This window comes from Pseudarthrobacter sp. CCNWLW207, from assembly GCF_037203945.1.
Classification (GTDB): Bacteria; Actinomycetota; Actinomycetes; order Actinomycetales; family Micrococcaceae; genus Arthrobacter.
In genome coordinates, this window is sequence record NZ_JBBCBS010000001.1 from 454,673 (window position 1) to 471,938 (window position 17,266).

Consider the following 17,266-nt stretch of genomic DNA (forward strand, 5'->3'; position numbering starts at 1 on the left):
CATGAGAAAAGTGAGCGTCACCAACAACGTGTCCCTGGACGGCGTCATGCAGGCGCCCGGGCGCTTCGATGAGGATACCCGGGGAGGGTTCGAGCGCGGTGGCTGGGCCCTGCCCTACAACGACGAAGTCATGGGACGCGCCATGGGCGAGGGCATGGCGAAAACCGGCGCGCTTGTGCTGGGGCGGCGCACGTACGAGGACTTCGCCAGCTACTGGCCCCGCCAGACGGACAACCCCTTCACCGACCTCTTGGACAACATCCAAAAGTACGTTGCCTCGACCACGCTGACCGAGCCGCTGCCCTGGCAGAACTCCACCCTGCTTCAGGGTGATGCGGCGGATGCGCTGGCCAGGCTCAAGGAGCAGCCCGGGCCTGACCTCGCCATCCTGGGCAGCGGGGAACTGATCCAGTCGCTGCGGGGCAGGCACCTCATCGACGAATATGTGCTGCTCATCCATCCGCTGATTCTGGGGACGGGCCGCCGACTGTTCCCGGACGGACCGGAGTCAGGGCTCCGGCTCACCAACAGCGTGACGACCACCACCGGCGTCGTGATTGCAACTTACGCGACCGTGTGACCGGACCCCGGACCTACTTTTGGATTTCCGCCCGGCGAAGGCGGACGATGTCCTCGAGCACGTCGTCGGGAAGCGGGTGGTCCGTGGTGAAGCGGATGGTGCCCTTGGACAGCGAGTATCCCTCCAGCCGGTCCGCGACGGCGTCAATCACCGCAGGCGAAAACGGAAAGACGGAGAGGTGCTTGGCTGCTGCGACGACGCCGAGGAGGGGCTTCCCATCCAGCTTCAAGGCAGGCATCCCGTAGCTCATTCCGTCCTCGGCCTCCGGCACCAGGGTCCGCGCAACGGCGATCACGCGTTGCAGGGAGAGGCGCTCAAGCTCGGGCAAATCGGCCAGGGAATCGTCAACGGTGCCCATGCGCCCATTCTATTCCTGCCCATTCTGTTGGCGCCTGGGAGCGCCTAGAGTTTCGAAACAGGCTCAATCACAGAAACTGGCAGGCGAAAGGTGAATTGAAGCTATGGATTACGTCAAAGACCCCCGCGTTGACCAGTACATCGACGCCCTCCCTGCATGGCAGCAGGACATTTGCCGCAAGGTCCGCGACCTGGTCCATGCCGCCGACCCCGAGGTCCAGGAAACCATCAAACGGACCGTCCAGCCGTACTTCGTCCTGCAGGGCAACGTTATTGCCCTGCTCGCGGCGAAAGATCACGTCAACGTCTTCCTGTACGACGGCGGCATCACCCCTGACCCGCACAACATCATCACCGCCGGCCACGGCAACAAGACCGGCCGCATGATTTCGTACCACGAGGGCGAGCCGATGAACGAGGACGCGCTGGTGGAGATGTTCCGGGCGATCATCGCGAACAACCGCGCTGGCGGCTGGCGGAAGATCAAAGGCGGGCAGTAGAGGCGCTTCGCCACGTGGACCGGACACCTTGCCGTTGTGGACCTCAGCGGGAGGCGGCGCCTGATGGGCGAGACACTGTGAGTTGCCGGACATTACTTGTCTCCGACAACCCCTCGGGAGCATAATGGTTAGCAGAGCTAATTAGCAGTGCTAACTATCTGCGAGGACCCATGACCACCACCACAGCGACGGACCACGAGTCCGCGGACAACATTGAACCGGACATGCTGGCAATCGACCTTCGCACGGCCGTCATGCGAACGTCGCGGCGGCTCCGCATCGAGGCAACCGGCGATGTCATTACCCCGGGCCAGTACACGGTGCTCGCCCATCTCCGCACCGGATCCCAGACCCTGCGCGAACTCGCTGAAAGCGAACACGTACAGGCGCCGTCAATGACCCGGATCGTCAATGCGCTCACGGAACAGGGGTTCGTGTCACGGTCCCCGCATCCGGAGGACGGCCGCCAGATCCAGATAGCCATCACTCCTGCGGGCGAAACCGTCCTTGCCGAGGCCCGCAGCCAACGGACCGCATGGCTGGCCCAGCGTGTCGCCGGGCTCAGCGAAGAGGACCGCCGAGTCCTGAGCCGGGCCGCACACATCATGCAGGAAATGAGCGCCAAATGAGCGCCATGTTCCGGGCACTGGAGAACCGTAACTACCGGATCTGGGCGGGCGGGGCGCTGGTCTCCAACGTCGGCACCTGGATGCAGCGGATCGCGCAGGACTGGCTGGTGCTGACAGTCCTCACCGACCACTCCGGCACCGCCGTCGGCATCACCACGGCGCTGCAGTTCTTGCCCAGCCTGCTTCTGGGCCCTTACGGCGGCGTCCTCGCGGACCGGTACCGCAAGCGCAGGATCCTGCTGTGGACCCAGGTGGCCATGGGCCTGTCCGGGCTTGCCATCGGACTCCTGGTGGTGACGGGCAACGCGCAGCTGTGGCATGCCTATCTGGCCGCACTCTGTCTCGGCCTCGCAAGCGCCATTGATGCACCCGCCCGCCAGGCGTTTGTGTCCGAACTCGTGGGGCGTGAACACCTCACCAATGCCGTGTCCCTGAACTCCGCATCCTTCAACACCGCCCGACTCACCGGACCTGCCATCGCCGGCGTGCTCATCGCCTGGGTGGGAACGGGACCGGTCTTCCTGCTCAACGCCGTGAGCTTCGCCGGCGTCATCATTTCGCTGTCGCGGATCCGGATCTCTGAATTGACCCTGGCCACCCCCGCAGCGCGCAGCAAGCATCCGGTAATGGACGGCCTGCGGTACGTCCGGCAGCGGCCGGACCTGGTGCTCATCCTCGTCATGGTCAGTGTCATCGGGGCCTTCGGCATGAACTTCGCCATCACCAACGCCCTGATGGCCACCGTGGAATTCCGGGCGGGCCCCGGGGAATTCGGGCTTCTCGGTTCCGTCATGGCCGTCGGGACACTCGCCGGCGCCCTGCTCGCCGCCCGCAGGTCAGGCCCGCGGCCGCGTTTCCTCCTGGGCGGGGCCCTCGGAGTTGGCGTCTTTTCGCTGCTGGCCAGCGCGTCGCCGTCGATCTGGCTCTACGCCGCCGTGCTGATACCGCTGGGCCTGGCCTGCATTACCTTCCTGAACAGCTGCAACACCACCATCCAGCTCACAGTAGAGCCCCAGTTCCGCGGGCGCGTGCTTGCCCTGTACCTCGCCATCCTGCAGGGCGGGACTGCCGTGGGGGCGCCACTGTTGGGCTGGATCGGCACCGAATTCGGGGCCCGCTGGTCAGTGGCCGCAGCAGGTGCGATCGTGCTGCTGACCGGCCTGTTCGCGGTCATCGCCGTGAACCGCCGCAGTCCTCAGACGTTCCGGCAGCAGGTGCGGACCGCGTTTCCCGGACGCCGCGCCTCGGCCTAAGTTCACCCATTGCGTCCCGGTCGGGGCGGGGCGCCCTACTTCCGCGGGGGCGCCGTCGAGCCTCGAACCACCAGCTCTGTTCCCAGCTCGATCCGCTGCGGCAGTTCCTCGTCCCCGTCCAGGTGCCGGAGCAACGCGCGCATGGCGGTCTCGGCCATCTGGACCACGGGCTGGCGGATGGTGGTCAGGCCCGGCTCGATCCACTCGGCCGCCGGGATGTCGTCAAAGCCGATGATGGACAGGTGCTCGGGAATCCGCAGTCCGGCGGTCCGGGCTGCGCGGTAAGCGCCCATGGCTTGGTCGTCGTTGCCGGTGAAGATCGCGGTGGGGCGGTCGTCCAAAGACAGCAGCTTCCGGGTCCCGGACTCGCCGGCCTCGATGGAGAAGTCGCCCGGGACCATCAGCGCCGGATCAACCGCGATCCCCGCCCGCCGCAGTGCCGAGACATAGCCGTCCTCGCGGGCGCTGCTGCACTGCAGGTCCTCGCGGCCGCCGATCATCCCGATCCGCCGGTGCCCCAACTGCAGGAGGTGCTCGGTGGCCGAGTGCGCGCCGTCCCAGTTAGCCGCGCCCACGGTCATCAGGTCCGGCCCGGGCTGGCCCACCGGATCGATCAGCACCACCGGGATCCCCAGCGACTTGATCCGCTGGATCTGTTTGGCATCCAGCTGGTACACGGCCATCAGCAGCCCGTCCGACTTTCGCTCAGCCACGTTCGCCAGCCACGGCCGGATCCGCGAGCCGTCCATGTTCAGGCTGCTCACCACTGTGCCGTAACCGGCCTCCTGCGCCACGCGCTCCACGCCCTCGATGATCTCCAGCGCCCACTCCGACCCCAGACCAGGGAACACCAGGTCGATCAGGCCGGCCTTCTGCCTCCGCTTGGCCGGGCGGCGGGCGTAGTCGCGCCGCGCGATGATCTCCTCCACCCGCGCCCGTGTTTCGGCCGCAACGTGGGCGTGGCCGTTCAGCACTTTGGAAACGGTGGGGACCGAGACCCCGGCCTCCCGGGCAATCTCACTGATTGTCGCGCGCCCGGTGTCCTGCTTGGTCACCATGTAACCCACCTTCCCGCCGGAGCACTCGCCCGGCCCTATGAGTTTTCGGAAAGTCCCCACGCCTGGATCCGGCCGCACATGCCGTAAATCCTGCGGGGTTTCCGTTTCCCCATGGTAGTCCGCGCATCCTGCAGATAGAAACTTTCGGCGATTTCCAGAGACTCCAACTGTTCCCGCGTCGCCGCCGCTTGCCGTTCCGCCCCCTGGGCCAGCATGTCCTGCCACTCGGAGGTCCGAAAACTAACCAGCCGGGCCGCCGCCGCATGGAACCCGGCCAACGCTCCGGGACCGGATTCCAGCACCGCCTCCTTCAGGGCAAAGTACCCCTCCAGCGCCAGGTCACGACGACGGCGCGCGGCCGCTTCTGCGTCCGGGTCACCGCCGTCGGCATCACTGGGTACCAGTGCCGCTGCCCGCCGGTATGCATCCACGTCCGCCAGGTGCGCGGGCGGGAACGTCATGACGGCGTCGCCGTTCTCCGGCAGGCCCGCATTCTGCATCACTACCAGGACGCGCAGGTCGCCCGAATCGTTGATGGCACGGTGGATGGTGCCGGGCGTGAACCACAGCACCACCCCCGGCTCCAGCGGCGTGGAGGTGAACCCGCGGGAGTCCAGCGTCTCCAGCCGGCCCCACCCCTGCTGCACCATGTACGCTTCCGCGGACGCCGTATGCAGGTGCGGGGTGCCGCCGGCCGCACCGTCCGCTGCGGGCCAGTCGTAGATGCTGACCTCGGACAGGGCGGTGGCTCCCGGGAACGTCGTGGCTGCCATATTCAGGACCAGGCCTGCAGGGCAGTCTTGGCGGCGCCGGCCAATTCGGCAGCGGACCACTCGTCCACCTGCCCGTCGGAAATTACGACGGCGTAGCGGTACGTGAGCGGCTGACCCGCCTTCAACGGGACTACTTCGCTGAAGAACGGCGCGGATCCCAGGCACGCGAACATGGACGAGCGGGCGAACCACTGGTTCGGGGCGCCGGGGTTGGTACCGTCCTCCACGAAGGTGATGGACGAGAACCGGCAGGTGTCATCGTGCCGGCCGGTGAAGGAGATCCATTCCGAGCGGGTTCCCATGAACTCGTCCTGCCCGGTGCCGGCGTCGGAGCGGAACTGGCCTCCGGTGAAGGATCGAGGCCCGCGCCAGAACAGTCCGCCGTACCCGGCGTTGTCGCGGCCCTCGGTGGTGGGGCTGCCGATCTCGATGACGTCCGGCGAGATATTGGCCAGTTCGGTTTCGAAGAGCAGCACCCAGGCCGGGGTGGCCGGGACATCGAGGACCTGGACGCTGAAGCGGCGCTTCTCGGCGATGACCGGCGTCCCGTCCTGTGAACTCCACACGAGTTCCTCGGCCGCGGTGATCCCGGTTCCGGAGTCGTCGATGGCGGTGAAGGCCTCGTGGGTCATGGCGCCGTTGTTGTCCAGGTTCGCGTAGCCGGTGGCGCGGGTATAAGTGGCGCCGCCCCAGAAGTTGTCCTTGCCCACGTTGGGCAGGGCGAGTGAGAGGCCCTTGTGCCAGACGTGGTCCCACGGCCGGAAGATGGTCACCTCGTCGCCGCCGAGGGTCCTGAGCGGGTGGAAGTAGGGGCGCGGGCTTTCGTACTGGTCATCCGTGGCCCTGTAGGTGTACGTGGCGATCTGCTGGCTTCCGGCGGTGAAGGTGAGGGCTGCGCCGTCGTCGGAATAGCTGAGCTGCGTGGTCGTAGGAGTGGTAAATGCAGGGCTGGTCATGGGAGTCTCCGAAAGGTTCAAGGGTGTTTGGTCAGGCGGCGGACGTGGCGGCGGGCGCGGTGGAATCGAGGACCCGGGTGCCCAGGCCCTCGCCGTCCATACCGGCGTAGAAGGGGTGGCCGGGCACGATCTCGCCCCGGCGGACGGGTGCGCCGGTGAAGGCGGAGGCATAGATCGCGGCAGCGAGCTCCAGAGTTTGCCGCGCGGAGTCCGCGCCGGCTGGGAGCGGCCGGCCGGCGTCGAGCGCGTCATACATGGCCAGGAACTGGGCCGAGTGTCCGCTTCCCCGTTCCAGCGGCTGCGTGTCCCACGCTCCCGTGACTGTGTCCTCGTGGCCCGGCGCCGGGGTGATGGTCCAGTTGTCCGTGGCGTAGCCGTACAGGTGGCTCAGTTCAACGGTGGCGAACTCGCAGTCGATCCGGATGTCCGAAGTTTCGCGCGGTGAGAGCAACGAGTTGATGATGGTGGCCACGGTGCCGTTTTGGAACCGGACCAGCGCGGCGGACAGGTCCTCCGTGGAGGTGGCGCGGGCCTGCCGGGAGGCGATGGCGGTGACCTCCTGCCACGGGCCGAGCAGGTGGAGCAGGAGATCGAACTGGTGGATGCCGTGGCCCATGGTGGGGCCGCCGCCCTCGGCGTTCCAAGTGCCGCGCCACGGCAGGTCCCAGTAGGTGTCCGGCCGGTACCAGAGCGTGTCACACCGGGCCACTAGCGGACGGCCGAACTCGCCGCCGCCGATGAGCGACTGCGCCGCGGCGGAGGCATCGCCGAAGCGGTGCTGGAAGACGCAGGAGAACTGCGCACCGCCTTGGATTTGGGCGGTTTCCAACCGGTCGAAGTCGGCCAGGGACAAGGCCGGCGGCTTCTCCGACAGCACGTGGACGCCCGCCGCCAGGCACTCGAGGGCCTGGTCGATGTGCATCATGGGCGGGGTGCAGAGGTGCACGATGTCCGGTTTGGCTTCTGCCAGCAGTTCGGTGAGGCTGAGGTACCGCCCGGCGATGCCGTGCTGGTCTGCGAAGTTGTCCAGCCGGGCCTGGTCCACATCGCAGGCCGCCACGACTTCCGCCCGGCCGCCGGTCCGGGCCAAGTTGTCCGCGTGGACCGCCGCTATCCCGCCGGTGCCCACGATGGCCACTTTGTACGTCCGCATTTGAAATTCTCCGCCTTTGCAGTTCTTCACTGGATGGTGCCGGTCACTTTGATCACGGGCGGCCCGGAAAATCAGAAACTTTCATGACTTGGTCATTAGTTTCCGAAACCTTTGGGACTCCAATTCGGGCCGCCCTTCAACCGTAGGAAGCAAGATGCGCCGAAGTCAATGGTTTTTGTCCCCTAGAAACTAAATGCAGATTTCTGATAGTTTCTTAAAAACTGATTCCAATGTGAGGAGACGCCGTGAGCGGTGCCGCCGAGAAACAAGCACTCCCCCGTTCCGCTGGGCCGGAAACCGTTGAGCATCTCATCGCTGAGATGACGCTGGAAGAGAAGCTCGCCCAGCTGGTGGGTGTGTGGGTGAACGCGTCCAGCGACGGCGACTCCGTGGCCCCGCTGCAGAACCAGATGGCCGGCGACGCCCGCTCCTGGGATGACGTGATCGCCAACGGCCTGGGCCAGATCACCCGGATGTACGGCACCACCCCGCTGGAACCGCTGGACGGAGCACGCCGGCTGGCAGCCGCGCAGGAGCAAATCATGGCTGCCTCCCGCTTCGGGATCCCCGCCCAGGTGCACGAGGAGTGCCTGGCCGGGCTGGCCGCCTGGAAAGCCACCGCCTTCCCCGTCCCCCTGGCCTGGGGCGCCACATTCAATCCCGCGCTGGTCCGCGAGATGGCCGGGCTGATCGGCGCGGACATGCGCGGGCTCGGCGTGCACCAGGGCCTGGCGCCCGTGCTGGACGTGGTGCGCGACCTCCGCTGGGGCCGCGTGGAAGAGACCATCGGCGAGGACCCGTTCCTGGTGGGCACCGTGGCGTCCGCCTATGTCCAGGGGCTTGAGGAGGCGGGCATTGTTGCCACGCTCAAGCACTTCGTGGGGTACTCCGCCTCGGTGGCCGGGCGCAACCACGCCCCGGTGTCCATGGGTCCGCGTGAGCTGGCCGACGTTATGCTGCCGCCGTTCGAAATGGCCATCAAGCACGGCGGCCCCCGCTCAGTGATGCACGCCTACACAGATGTCGACGGCGTCCCGGCCGCCGCCAACCAGGCCCTGCTCACCGGGCTGCTCCGCGATGAATGGGGTTTCGCGGGAACGGTGGTGGCCGACTACTTCGGCGTCGCCTTCCTCAATGTCACTCACGGGGTGGCCGCCGACCTCGGCGAGGCCGCAGCGCTGGCACTGACTGCGGGAGTCGACGTCGAACTTCCCACCGTGAACTGCTACGGAACGCCGCTGCTGCAGCGGGTCCGCGACGGCGCAGTGGACGAGGCACTGGTTGATACCGCCCTCCGCCGCGTGCTCACGCAGAAGCAGCAGGCCGGGCTGCTCTCTCCCGGCTTTGACCCTGCCCCGCCTGCCTTAACGGACGGCATCAACCTGGACCCGGCCGGGCACCGCGCGCTGGCCCGGACCATGGCGGCGCAGTCGCTGGTGCTGCTGAAAAACGGGACGCACGACGGCGGCGCGGCACTGCCGCTGCCCGCTGCGGCCGTGCGGTCGCTGGGTGTGGTGGGGCCGCTGGCGGAGGACCCGTTCGCGATGCTGGGCTGCTACTCGTTCGACGCTCATGTGGGCGCCTCGCACCCGGACGTGCCGATGGGCATTTCCGTGCCCACCGTGGCCGAAGCCGCGGAACGCCGCTTTGAGGGAGTCGTTTCCGCCGCAACAGGGTCGTGCGAGGCCATTACGCCGGAGGAGATCTCCGAGGCCTGCCGGATCGCCGCCTCCGTTGACACGTGTGTGGTGGTGGTGGGCGACAACGCCGGGCTGTTCGGCCGGGGCACTTCCGGCGAGGGCAATGACGCCGAAGACCTCCGCCTCCCCGGCGACCAGTCCGCGATGCTGGACCAGGTGCTCGCCGCGGCTGCCGCTGCCGGCACGCGCACCATCCTCGTGGTGCTCAGCGGCCGTCCCTACGCCCTGGGCGGTTTCGCGGACCGCGCGGACGCCGTCGTGCAGGGATTCTTTCCCGGCGAGGAAGGTGCCGAGGCGCTGTGGGACGTTCTCACCGGCGTCGTCAATTTTTCCGGGAAGCTTCCGGTGTCCGTGCCGCGGACCCCGGGTGGGCAGCCCGGCACGTACCTGCACAGCCGGCTGGCCGGTCCCAGTGGCGTGAGCGCACTGGACCCGTCGCCACTGTTCGGGTTCGGCCACGGCCTGTCCTACACCTCGTTTGAGTATTCGGAGCATGTGGCGAGCGCGCCCACGGTGTCGACATCGGGCTCGGTGACGTTGGCCTGTACGGTGACCAATACCGGCGCGGTGGGCGGCGCCGAAGTGGTGCAACTGTACCTGGAGGACCCCGTGGGCGAGGTGGTGCGGCCGGTCCGCGAGCTGATCGGCTACGCGCGGGTGGACCTGGCTGCCGGCGCCTCCGCCGCGGTGGAGTTCACGGTGCACGCCGACCGGACGTCCTTCACAGGTGTGGACCTGAAACGCGTAGTGGCTCCCGGACTGGTCAAGCTCCACGTGTCCACATCAAGCACGTCCGATGTCCACACGCACGAGGTCATCCTGCACGGTCCGCGACGCGTCGTGGGTTTCGAGCGCGAGATGCTCACCCCCGTCGCGGTCACCCCGGCACCGATGGACTAAGCCAGCAGGCCTGTGGTGTATTTGGACTCGCAGCCCTAGGTCTCCTTGCGGGAATCTCAATGGGCTACCTGCCATATCCTTCTGGGTGGCCGCTTGCCCTGGTTCCCGGGGTTTCTTCCAAGCACCGAAAGCTACCCTAGTGATGAACAGATGCATCAGCGTTGTCTTAGCTCTTACCCACCTGGCTGCTTCGGCTACGTCGACTCATCACATCCGAACAACGCCAGGCCTGTCTCGACGAAGCATGCCGACTGCTGACAGCAGCACCACGCTGAGGACCTCCATCTAGTCCTCCGGTCCCCTCGCTGCGTGCCGTCGGCAAGGCCGGCGTGCGAGGCCATCGCCCGAAAAGTGGGCAGCGTCAGGATTTCGCTGCCCTGATAGCCCGGCGAACCGCCGCGCCCAGCACAGAGATCAGCGGAACCAGGCACACCAGGGTGACCACGGTATTGGGCCGGAAGGTGACGCTGCCGCCGTCGTTCCGGTAGACGCCCAGTGGCAGCACCATGCCGCCGCCCCCACCGCCGGAAGCGCCGCCGTCGGCCTCGCCCTCCGCGCCGCCACCGAACCCGAACGTAACCAGGGCCACCGGGATGACCTCCTGCCCGCCCAACTGGACGGGATCGCCGTATGCCCTGGCGACGCCGACGTTCTTGAACGTGTCCACAAAGTTGGAGAAAGTATCAGTCATGCCTCCACCGTAGGCCCGGACGCCCCAGGACCGCTAGCGTCGCGCCTTGCCCGACCTCTCGATTATCGATACTATCTAACTGTTAATCGACACCCTAGGAGACCTCATGGGAAAGCTCACCGTCCTCGCCCTGCGCATCGTGATTGCGATGGTGCTTGCCGGTTCCCTATTCGTTCAGGTGTGGATGATTCCGTTGGTCTCGACCGACCTCGTGGAGGCGGGCGCGCCCGATGGCCCACGCATTGCACTGCTTACCATCTTCGTTTTGGGCATCGCGTGCGTCCAGGTCACCGCAGTATGCGTGTGGCGCCTGCTCACCATGGTGCGCCGCGGGACGGTCTTCTCCCACGGAGCCTTTCGATATGTGGACATCATCTTCGGCGCGATCGCCTTCGCCTCATTATTGATGTTCGGGATCGCCGCCATCCTGGCGCCCGGCGAAACGGCGCCGGGCATCGTACTCCTCATCTGCGGAGCGTCCGTCATGATCGCCGGGGTTGCCCTGGTGGTGCTGGTGATGCGCACGTTGCTGGCCCAGGCGGTGGCACTGGATGCGCAGGCGCACCACCTCCAGTCCGAGCTCGACGAGGTGATCTAATGCCCATCGTCGTCGACATCGATGTGATGCTGGCCAAGCGGAAGATGCCGGTGGGCACGCTCGCCGAACGTGTGGGAATCACCCCCGCCAACCTCGCGGTTCTCAAAAACGGCCGCGCCAAGGCGGTGCGGTTCACTACCCTCCAGGCGCTGTGCGAGGTGCTCGAATGCCAGCCCGGCGACCTGCTGCGCTGGGAACCGGAGGACTCCGCCTCACATAACGCGGACGACGGCGGGCGGCCGCTTGCCGAGTCCAGCTAGCTGTATAGATCACGGACGTTAGTGCTGCGCGGGATAATGGAGGTATGACGGACCAGGACCATGAGCTGTGGGACGAGTTCGACAGGCTCAAACCCGCCGGCCGCGACCGCGTGGAGGGGTACCCCGGCGGACAGCCCGTGGGCTTTGGCTTCCGGACCGGCGTGCGCAGCGCCAGGGTAGCCCTTGGTTTCGCCGTGTACGCGCTGGTCCTTGGAACCGTCCTGGTCCTGCTGGGGGTCATCTACTTCATCAGCGAAAACCTGTGGCTGATGCTTGGACTGATGGCTGCGATCGAGGCCGTTTTCGTCTTTGCCTTCCTGAGGCTGGTCCGCCAGGCCCGCAACCGGCGCTCCGCAAGCTAGCCGAGGGCTGGTCCGGGCCGGACCATCCGGAATTCCGGCAGGCTTTCCCATTCGGGCGGCAACTGCCCGCGTTTTCCGTCGGGCCGGAATCCATGCTTGAGGTAGAACGCCAGCGCACGGGGGTTGCCCTCAGCCACCCAGAGGTAGGCCGGGGAATCTCCAATGGCTGCGCGCAGCAGGGCCGCACCAAGTCCGGTGCCGTGCGTGCGCCTCAGTGCGTAAATCGAGTACAGCTCAAGCTCAACCGGTCCGTCCTCGTCGCGGCCCGGACCGGCGTCGGCCAATCCCACCACCTCTCCGTCGGCATCCAGGGCAATAATCCGCGGGTCCTGCACGTCCAGGTGGGGCCGCCGCCGTCCCACACGCTCGGGGATACTGGCTCGGCGTGTGCGGAAGAACTCCGGGGACAGCAAATGCGAGTAGCACTCCTCGTGGGCCAGCGTGTGCATCCGCACCACCGCTTCGGCGTCGTCGGGTGTGGCCTGGCGGAGCTGAAAGTCCATCGTCCCAGCCTAGGCCCGGCGCCGTTCGCGCCGCGACACGTCAGCCATTAACCCAACCGACCTTCCGGAGCCAGCCGGTGAGAACCGGCAGGACCACTGAGCTGTGCATCGCACCCAGGTGGTCGAGCCCGGGAAGAACCTGCACATCCCAGCCGGCGGCAATGAGTTCCTCCCCGTGCCTGGCCAGGGGTTCACCGATCCGAACCTGGACGCCGCCCCATTGCGGGCTGTAGTCGATCTGGTCATCGGACCCCGCGAACGCGAGCCGCGGCAGGTCACGGGGCAGGGCCGCGGCAGAGTCGTCGAAGTCCTGGAGTGCCTCGTAAAGGGTGACGAATTGGCGCGTTTGGCCCTCGGTGGTCTGGACGGCGGCAGAATCCCAGTCGCCCGGCTCGGCCTCGTCTGCTGGAACCCACGCTGGGTCCGGTTCCTGGGTGGACTTCGCGTGCGCGGCGCGGGTGACGGCCAGCATGCTTTGGTACGGACCGTCCAACGGCGGAAATCCGCCCATGGCCAGGGCCCGGAGGCGGTCGGTGCGCAGGGCAAGCTGGAGTCCGCTCAACGCCAGCCAGGAGTAGCCGTAGTAGCCGAAAACCTCCGTGCTGGCGGCATCCGCGATGGCCAAAAGGTCAGCGGTGAGGTTGTCCGGTGTGAGTGTCTCCGCGGCCGGCTGCGCCATTCTGTGGCCCTCATAGTCAGCCACAATCACCCGGTTTGTTCCCGAAAGGCCGCGGACCAAAGCCGGCCCCAGGTCAGGGTCCCCGCCCCACTTACGCATGGTCTCGGCAGCGGCCGCTTCGAACGGCTCCAGCCGGGCCGGCAACAGCAGCGCAGGCCCCTCGCCGTGAATGGTAACGGGGATGATCGACCCGTCGTGAAGGACGGCCTCGGCAGTTTCAGCCATGTTGATCCCCTTTCAGGCGGCTTACCTGGCCCGATTCTTTCGGCGTTTTGTTGCCCGCACCAGGCTCTTGATGAGGAAGATGAGCGCGATTCCCCAGAAGATGAAAGTCAGGATACCGCCCGCGCCGGCAAGAAAGTTCCCGTCGCCCTCAAATCCGAGCACGGTGGCATCTTCCGGGTCGGATTCCCGGTACACCACCGTGACCTCCTCGCCAACAACGGGATGCTGGTCATGATCCACCAGGACCCCGACCGAGTGGAAGCGCCCGTCGGCCGACTGAAACTCCACGTCGATCGTTCGCTTTGAGGCTTGGCGCGCATCGTTGAAGTCGACGATCGTTCCCATCGCACGTTCGCCGGTCCGCACCAACTCCGCGTCAGCGTTGCCCAGATGGGTACCGATACCGATCATCACCGGGCCAAGGGCGAATAGAAAGACCAGAATCGCGATATTCACCACCGCTCCCCAGGCACTTTTGGTTTTGCTGTTCACGGTTGCGTTAGGCGAAGTCACGCACCCATTCTGCCGCAGCGCAAGTCAGCCAGTGACCGCGGGAACCAGCGATCCACGGAGCCATTCCTCGACTTCCCGCTGCGAACGCAGCCGGACGACGACCACATGCGGGTATTCGTTGACGAACCGCGGCATCAGCTCGACGTACTTCCACCGCGTCCGGATCGCCCAGCGGACGATATGGTCCCGGTCGGTGAAGAACGTCCTTAGCGGCGCCTCACGGTTGCCGTTCCACAATTCTTCGCGGCGCACCCGACGGCGGACGGTTCGCCGCAGCACGCGCGGCAATGTCAGGCGGGCAAAGGGAAAGTCGAGCCAGACGAGGAGGTCCGCGCGCTCCGCCAGCAAATGCCGCGCGGCGTCGTACTGCCACTCCGTGGTCCACGTGTCCGCGCTGATGAACGAGCGCACGTCGGTGAGGAACTCCGGGCGCGGTGTCCAGTCCGGTCCATGGAAGATCGCGTCAATCTCCAGGTGCGGGCCTCCCGTAATCCCCGCAATCCGCCCGGCCAGCGTCGTCTTGCCAGCACCCGAGACCCCCGCCACGAGCACACGCTTCGGCTGGCGCGGAAGGGGTTCGTTGTAGGAGCGCATGAATCGACCCTAGTACCGGACCCGGCCCCTCCCGCCACGTGCAGTCCAGGGCTGCTCCCCTTGCTACGCTCCGACCATGACTTCCCAGCCTGCGACTTCCGCCGATGCCGTTACCCACCAACCAGCGCGCGTCCAGTTCGACGTGTTCCTGGACGAGCACCGCACCGCGCTCAGCGACTGCCTCAACGGGCTGACTGAGGAGCAGGCCCGCCGGTCGCTCGTCCCTTCCCGCACCACGCTGCTGGGCCTGGTGAAGCATGCCACATTCGTCGAAAAGGTCTGGTTCGATGAGGCCATCACCTGCCGGCCACGGACCGAGATTGGTATTCCGGCGACACCGGACGAGTCGTTTATCCTCGACGACGGCGACACCATCGCCTCCGTCCAGCAGGCATACCGCGAAGCCTGCGGAGCATCCCGGCGAGCGGTCGCCTCCCTCGAGCTCGACGATCTGGTCCACGGCAACCGGCGGGGCCCGCTGCCGCTGCGCTGGGTCTACCTGCATATGCTGCGGGAGCTGGCTCAGCACTGCGGCCACGCTGACATCCTCCGCGAACAGATCCTTGGCCGGTAAAGTGGAATACCAAACGTGTCACCCGTCTGGGATTTGAGACCAAAAGTTAGCTAACAATCTGGCACCACTCCTGGAGCTGGCCGTACTTTGGAATACCAAGTACCATATTTGTCAGCCGCTCACTCCCCCAGGCGGCCTTCCCCAAGGAGACAATGATGTGCCTTCATGACCACACTTCTGCGCCCGCACTGCCAGCCAACCTCCCCCGCCGCGGCATCCTCGCTGGTGCCGCAGCCCTCGCCGGAATTTCCGTAGCAACCATCACCGCCCAAATCGGCGGCGCTCCCGCTGCCCACGCCGCTGATCGGCCTTCGGGCCCCAACTACCACGGCAGCCCCCTGACCCACCCCGCCCTGATCATCGAGGGCGGCACCATCGTGGACCCCAAGACGGGCGAAGCTGTGGAAGACGGCGTTCTGGTTCTCGACGGCGGCAAGGTGGCCGCCGTCGGAAGCCGCGATGCAACCCTTAAGGCTGTTGCCGCCGTCGCCGGCCGCGCGCAGGTCCTGAACGCCACGGGCCGCTGGGTGCTCCCGGGCCTGATTGACGTACACGTCCACGCCAACGCGTTGGCCGATGCCCGCGCCATCCTGCAGGGCGGCGCCACGAGTGTCCGCAGCGGCTCCAGCAGTTTCTACCAGGACGTGGCCCTCGCCGCGCTTCCGGGCTGGGCCCCGGGCGTCTCCCCGCGGATGACGCCCGCCGGCCTGTTCATCTCCCCCGACCTCGGCGATTCGCTCCTGGCCGACCCCGACCTCGCGCCGCTGGCCACGCTCGCCGGCGGGGTTAAGGACCCCGCCGACCTGGCGTACCTGACCAGGGTCAACCTCAACCGCGGAGCCCAGGTCATCAAGACCCGGGCCAACCCCCGCGCCGGACTTCCGGAGCAGGATCCCCGCGAACTCGTCTACAACCAGGAGCAACTCTCGGCGGTGGTTAAGGCGGCGAATGGAGCCGGTGTCCTCTGCCATGCCTACAGCGCGGAAGGCATCGACGGGGCCGTCCGGGCCGGAGTGCGCAGCATCGAGCACGGCGTCTTCGTCAGCGAAGGCACCATCGCAGAGATGGCCCGCCGTGGAACCTACTTCACCCCCACCATGGACGCGATCACCTCCATGGCGGCGTCAGCCAACCCCATCCTCGCCGCACGCGGGCAGGAGTACACACCCATCCTGCAGGCCGCCGTCCGCGCCGCGCACGAAGCAGGCGTGACGATCGTGGCCGGCACCGATTCCTTCGGAACCGATGTCACTCCCATCGGCAAGGAAGTGCGGCTTCTCGCCGAGGCGGGCCTTTCCCCGCTGGAGGCATTGCGGTCAGCCACTGTCCACGCCGCCCGGCTTTTGGGCCTCGGCGACGACGGCGGCCGGCTGGTCCGCGGTGGGTTCGCCGACGCGATCGTGGTGGACGCCGATCCGCTGGCCGACGCCTCCGCATTGGAGACGGTCAGCGTGGTGGTGGCCCAGGGAGCCATTGTCCGCAACGAACTCCAGGCATGAAAGTCACCGGCGGCGCTGGCACGTACGGTGCGACGCAAATGCGTGACTTTTGGGCGGGCGCCGGCGTAGATCCCGCGGATTCCCGGGCCGCGTGGGTAGGTGCACGGCCAAAAGTTACGCAAACAGGTCGATGCACCTCAGAGGGGTTGATCCTGCCCTGCCGAATGGTCCTGCGCCGCTGAAGCCTGCACTGCTGAATCCTGCACCGTGAACTTCTGTTCGATGAACGTCAGCAGCGGGCGCGAGTTCAGGCAGACCAGGAACATCGCCAGCCCGGCGATGACGATCAGCAGCCCCGCGGTGGTGGCGGTCAGCAGGAATGCCGTGATGAACAGGATCCCGGCGTTCCCCAGTGACACCCGTTTCTGCGCGCCCAGGCAGTACAGCGAAAGACGGTAGACGTCCCGGGTGCGGAACGTGAACCGGGACAGCAGCAGCATGGCCGTCACACCCGCCGTCGCCACCAGGAGCCCCAGCCCCAGCAGCCCCACCCGTGCGGCTGAAGGGGCGGGGTTCCCGGCGTCGAACGTTCCGGGCAGCAGCAGAAGATTCACGACGACGGCGGCCAGCACCGCGACGTACGGCACCCAGACCGCGAGCGCCTGGCGGAAGTTGGTCCGGTAGCCGCGCACGAAGTCCCGGAACACTCCCGTCTCCTCCCCCGCCAGCAGGCGGTTGAACGCGTAGGCCGCGGCCACCAGCGACGGTCCCACCGGGACAAACGCCACCACCAGGACCGCCGCCAGCAGGGCGGAGCCACCCGCCAGGCTGGCGAGAACAGGGGCCAGCACCAGCAGGATGTTGGCAAGCACCAGCAGCACATCGGCCACCATAACGCCGTAGACCACTCCGGCCGCCCTGAACAGCGGACCGGAGCCGTACTCCGCCTTCTTCTGTGCCACGAGCCGC

The 17,266-nt window shown here is 66.8% G+C and carries 21 protein-coding genes; 10 read left to right on the forward strand and 11 right to left on the reverse strand.

Annotation, left to right across the window (positions count from 1 at the left end; all coding sequences use genetic code 11):
• Position 1: 1 nt before the first annotated feature.
• On the forward strand, positions 2–580 hold the full coding sequence (locus tag V9L17_RS02010) for a dihydrofolate reductase family protein (protein WP_337350262.1): 579 nt from the start codon (positions 2–4) through the stop codon (positions 578–580).
• A gap of 13 nt (positions 581–593) precedes the next feature.
• On the opposite strand, the gene V9L17_RS02015 is transcribed toward V9L17_RS02010, so the two are convergent.
• Positions 594–938, reverse strand: a complete 345-nt coding sequence (locus tag V9L17_RS02015; protein ID WP_337350263.1) for an iron chaperone — start codon at positions 936–938, stop codon at positions 594–596.
• Positions 939–1,041: 103 nt separating this feature from the next.
• Here V9L17_RS02015 and V9L17_RS02020 point away from each other — a divergent pair, with 103 nt between their 5' ends.
• The 3 genes from V9L17_RS02020 (at position 1,042) to V9L17_RS02030 (ending at position 3,319) form a co-directional block, all read left to right on the forward strand.
• Positions 1,042–1,437, forward strand: a complete 396-nt coding sequence (locus tag V9L17_RS02020; RefSeq protein WP_337350264.1) for a DUF1801 domain-containing protein — start codon at positions 1,042–1,044, stop codon at positions 1,435–1,437.
• Positions 1,438–1,607: 170 nt separating this feature from the next.
• Positions 1,608–2,066 carry a MarR family winged helix-turn-helix transcriptional regulator gene (locus V9L17_RS02025; protein WP_337350265.1) on the forward strand — a complete coding sequence of 153 codons (459 nt, stop codon included), beginning with the start codon at positions 1,608–1,610 and terminating at the stop codon, positions 2,064–2,066.
• Positions 2,063–3,319 (forward strand): MFS transporter, encoded by a 1,257-nt coding sequence (locus V9L17_RS02030; protein ID WP_337350266.1) that lies wholly within the window; start codon positions 2,063–2,065, stop codon positions 3,317–3,319. The genes V9L17_RS02025 and V9L17_RS02030 overlap by 4 nt, the downstream gene beginning before the upstream one ends.
• Positions 3,320–3,354: 35 nt before the next feature.
• On the opposite strand, the gene V9L17_RS02035 is transcribed toward V9L17_RS02030, so the two are convergent.
• The 4 genes from V9L17_RS02035 to V9L17_RS02050 are packed head-to-tail and all read right to left on the reverse strand — an operon-like array spanning position 3,355 to position 7,259.
• Positions 3,355–4,377 (reverse strand): LacI family DNA-binding transcriptional regulator, encoded by a 1,023-nt coding sequence (locus V9L17_RS02035; protein ID WP_337350267.1) that lies wholly within the window; start codon positions 4,375–4,377, stop codon positions 3,355–3,357.
• Between the two features lie 35 nt (positions 4,378–4,412).
• On the reverse strand, positions 4,413–5,150 hold the full coding sequence (locus tag V9L17_RS02040) for a cupin domain-containing protein (protein WP_337350268.1): 738 nt from the start codon (positions 5,148–5,150) through the stop codon (positions 4,413–4,415).
• Positions 5,151–5,152: 2 nt separating this feature from the next.
• The gene (locus V9L17_RS02045) at positions 5,153–6,106 is read right to left on the reverse strand and encodes a PmoA family protein (protein ID WP_337350269.1); all 954 of its coding nucleotides are present in this window, start codon (positions 6,104–6,106) and stop codon (positions 5,153–5,155) included.
• 31 nt (positions 6,107–6,137) lie between these two features.
• Complete coding sequence (locus V9L17_RS02050) at positions 6,138–7,259, reverse strand: Gfo/Idh/MocA family protein (protein WP_337350270.1); 1,122 nt, start codon at positions 7,257–7,259, stop codon at positions 6,138–6,140.
• A gap of 320 nt (positions 7,260–7,579) precedes the next feature.
• Here V9L17_RS02050 and V9L17_RS02055 point away from each other — a divergent pair, with 320 nt between their 5' ends.
• The gene (locus tag V9L17_RS02055) at positions 7,580–9,859 is read left to right on the forward strand and encodes a beta-glucosidase family protein (RefSeq protein ID WP_443197999.1); all 2,280 of its coding nucleotides are present in this window, start codon (positions 7,580–7,582) and stop codon (positions 9,857–9,859) included.
• A gap of 361 nt (positions 9,860–10,220) precedes the next feature.
• On the opposite strand, the gene V9L17_RS02060 is transcribed toward V9L17_RS02055, so the two are convergent.
• The gene (locus tag V9L17_RS02060) at positions 10,221–10,550 is read right to left on the reverse strand and encodes a hypothetical protein (RefSeq protein WP_337350272.1); all 330 of its coding nucleotides are present in this window, start codon (positions 10,548–10,550) and stop codon (positions 10,221–10,223) included.
• Between the two features lie 106 nt (positions 10,551–10,656).
• Between V9L17_RS02060 and V9L17_RS02065 the strand changes: the two genes are divergently transcribed.
• The 3 genes from V9L17_RS02065 to V9L17_RS02075 are packed head-to-tail and all read left to right on the forward strand — an operon-like array spanning position 10,657 to position 11,770.
• Entirely contained in the window at positions 10,657–11,148 is a 492-nt protein-coding gene (locus tag V9L17_RS02065; RefSeq protein ID WP_337346473.1) for a DUF2975 domain-containing protein, read from the forward strand.
• Positions 11,148–11,408 carry a helix-turn-helix domain-containing protein gene (locus V9L17_RS02070; protein WP_337350273.1) on the forward strand — a complete coding sequence of 87 codons (261 nt, stop codon included), beginning with the start codon at positions 11,148–11,150 and terminating at the stop codon, positions 11,406–11,408. Before V9L17_RS02065 ends, V9L17_RS02070 begins: the two co-directional genes overlap by 1 nt.
• 44 nt (positions 11,409–11,452) lie before the next feature.
• A complete protein-coding gene (locus tag V9L17_RS02075) occupies positions 11,453–11,770 on the forward strand; it encodes a hypothetical protein (RefSeq protein WP_337346471.1) in 318 nt (105 codons plus the stop codon).
• On the opposite strand, the gene V9L17_RS02080 is transcribed toward V9L17_RS02075, so the two are convergent.
• The 4 genes from V9L17_RS02080 to V9L17_RS02095 are packed head-to-tail and all read right to left on the reverse strand — an operon-like array spanning position 11,767 to position 14,284.
• Complete coding sequence (locus V9L17_RS02080) at positions 11,767–12,273, reverse strand: GNAT family N-acetyltransferase (protein WP_337350274.1); 507 nt, start codon at positions 12,271–12,273, stop codon at positions 11,767–11,769. The two genes, V9L17_RS02075 and V9L17_RS02080, sit on opposite strands and share 4 nt — an antisense overlap.
• A gap of 40 nt (positions 12,274–12,313) precedes the next feature.
• On the reverse strand, positions 12,314–13,177 hold the full coding sequence (locus V9L17_RS02085; RefSeq protein ID WP_337350275.1) for an alpha/beta hydrolase: 864 nt from the start codon (positions 13,175–13,177) through the stop codon (positions 12,314–12,316).
• Between the two features lie 21 nt (positions 13,178–13,198).
• Positions 13,199–13,690, reverse strand: coding sequence for a DUF3592 domain-containing protein (locus V9L17_RS02090; protein WP_337350276.1), 492 nt, complete (start codon positions 13,688–13,690; stop codon positions 13,199–13,201).
• 24 nt (positions 13,691–13,714) lie between these two features.
• On the reverse strand, positions 13,715–14,284 hold the full coding sequence (locus V9L17_RS02095) for an AAA family ATPase (protein ID WP_337350277.1): 570 nt from the start codon (positions 14,282–14,284) through the stop codon (positions 13,715–13,717).
• Positions 14,285–14,360: 76 nt separating this feature from the next.
• On the opposite strand from V9L17_RS02095, the gene V9L17_RS02100 reads away from it, so the two are divergent.
• The gene (locus V9L17_RS02100) at positions 14,361–14,858 is read left to right on the forward strand and encodes a DinB family protein (RefSeq protein ID WP_337350278.1); all 498 of its coding nucleotides are present in this window, start codon (positions 14,361–14,363) and stop codon (positions 14,856–14,858) included.
• Between the two features lie 155 nt (positions 14,859–15,013).
• Complete coding sequence (locus V9L17_RS02105) at positions 15,014–16,357, forward strand: amidohydrolase family protein (RefSeq protein ID WP_337350279.1); 1,344 nt, start codon at positions 15,014–15,016, stop codon at positions 16,355–16,357.
• 137 nt (positions 16,358–16,494) lie between these two features.
• On the opposite strand, the gene V9L17_RS02110 is transcribed toward V9L17_RS02105, so the two are convergent.
• Complete coding sequence (locus V9L17_RS02110; protein ID WP_337350280.1) at positions 16,495–17,259, reverse strand: DUF624 domain-containing protein; 765 nt, start codon at positions 17,257–17,259, stop codon at positions 16,495–16,497.
• Positions 17,260–17,266 lie beyond the last annotated feature (7 nt).

Excerpts from the sequence above, each read along its gene's own strand:
- V9L17_RS02105 (WP_337350279.1), top strand. The coding sequence starts at position 15,014 with ATGTGCCTTCATGACCACACTTCTGCGCCCGCACTGCCAGCCAACCTC.
- V9L17_RS02010 (WP_337350262.1), top strand. The coding sequence starts at position 2 with ATGAGAAAAGTGAGCGTCACCAACAACGTGTCCCTGGACGGCGTCATG.
- V9L17_RS02015 (WP_337350263.1), bottom strand. The coding sequence starts at position 938 with ATGGGCACCGTTGACGATTCCCTGGCCGATTTGCCCGAGCTTGAGCGC.
- V9L17_RS02045 (WP_337350269.1), bottom strand. The coding sequence starts at position 6,106 with ATGACCAGCCCTGCATTTACCACTCCTACGACCACGCAGCTCAGCTAT.
- V9L17_RS02060 (WP_337350272.1), bottom strand. The coding sequence starts at position 10,550 with ATGACTGATACTTTCTCCAACTTTGTGGACACGTTCAAGAACGTCGGC.
- V9L17_RS02040 (WP_337350268.1), bottom strand. The coding sequence starts at position 5,150 with ATGGCAGCCACGACGTTCCCGGGAGCCACCGCCCTGTCCGAGGTCAGC.
- V9L17_RS02080 (WP_337350274.1), bottom strand. The coding sequence starts at position 12,273 with ATGGACTTTCAGCTCCGCCAGGCCACACCCGACGACGCCGAAGCGGTG.
- V9L17_RS02035 (WP_337350267.1), bottom strand. The coding sequence starts at position 4,377 with ATGGTGACCAAGCAGGACACCGGGCGCGCGACAATCAGTGAGATTGCC.
- V9L17_RS02085 (WP_337350275.1), bottom strand. The coding sequence starts at position 13,177 with ATGGCTGAAACTGCCGAGGCCGTCCTTCACGACGGGTCGATCATCCCC.
- V9L17_RS02065 (WP_337346473.1), top strand. The coding sequence starts at position 10,657 with ATGGGAAAGCTCACCGTCCTCGCCCTGCGCATCGTGATTGCGATGGTG.
- V9L17_RS02025 (WP_337350265.1), top strand. The coding sequence starts at position 1,608 with ATGACCACCACCACAGCGACGGACCACGAGTCCGCGGACAACATTGAA.
- V9L17_RS02030 (WP_337350266.1), top strand. The coding sequence starts at position 2,063 with ATGAGCGCCATGTTCCGGGCACTGGAGAACCGTAACTACCGGATCTGG.
- V9L17_RS02020 (WP_337350264.1), top strand. The coding sequence starts at position 1,042 with ATGGATTACGTCAAAGACCCCCGCGTTGACCAGTACATCGACGCCCTC.
- V9L17_RS02095 (WP_337350277.1), bottom strand. The coding sequence starts at position 14,284 with ATGCGCTCCTACAACGAACCCCTTCCGCGCCAGCCGAAGCGTGTGCTC.
- V9L17_RS02075 (WP_337346471.1), top strand. The coding sequence starts at position 11,453 with ATGACGGACCAGGACCATGAGCTGTGGGACGAGTTCGACAGGCTCAAA.
- V9L17_RS02055 (WP_443197999.1), top strand. The coding sequence starts at position 7,580 with ATGACGCTGGAAGAGAAGCTCGCCCAGCTGGTGGGTGTGTGGGTGAAC.
- V9L17_RS02100 (WP_337350278.1), top strand. The coding sequence starts at position 14,361 with ATGACTTCCCAGCCTGCGACTTCCGCCGATGCCGTTACCCACCAACCA.
- V9L17_RS02050 (WP_337350270.1), bottom strand. The coding sequence starts at position 7,259 with ATGCGGACGTACAAAGTGGCCATCGTGGGCACCGGCGGGATAGCGGCG.
- V9L17_RS02070 (WP_337350273.1), top strand. The coding sequence starts at position 11,148 with ATGCCCATCGTCGTCGACATCGATGTGATGCTGGCCAAGCGGAAGATG.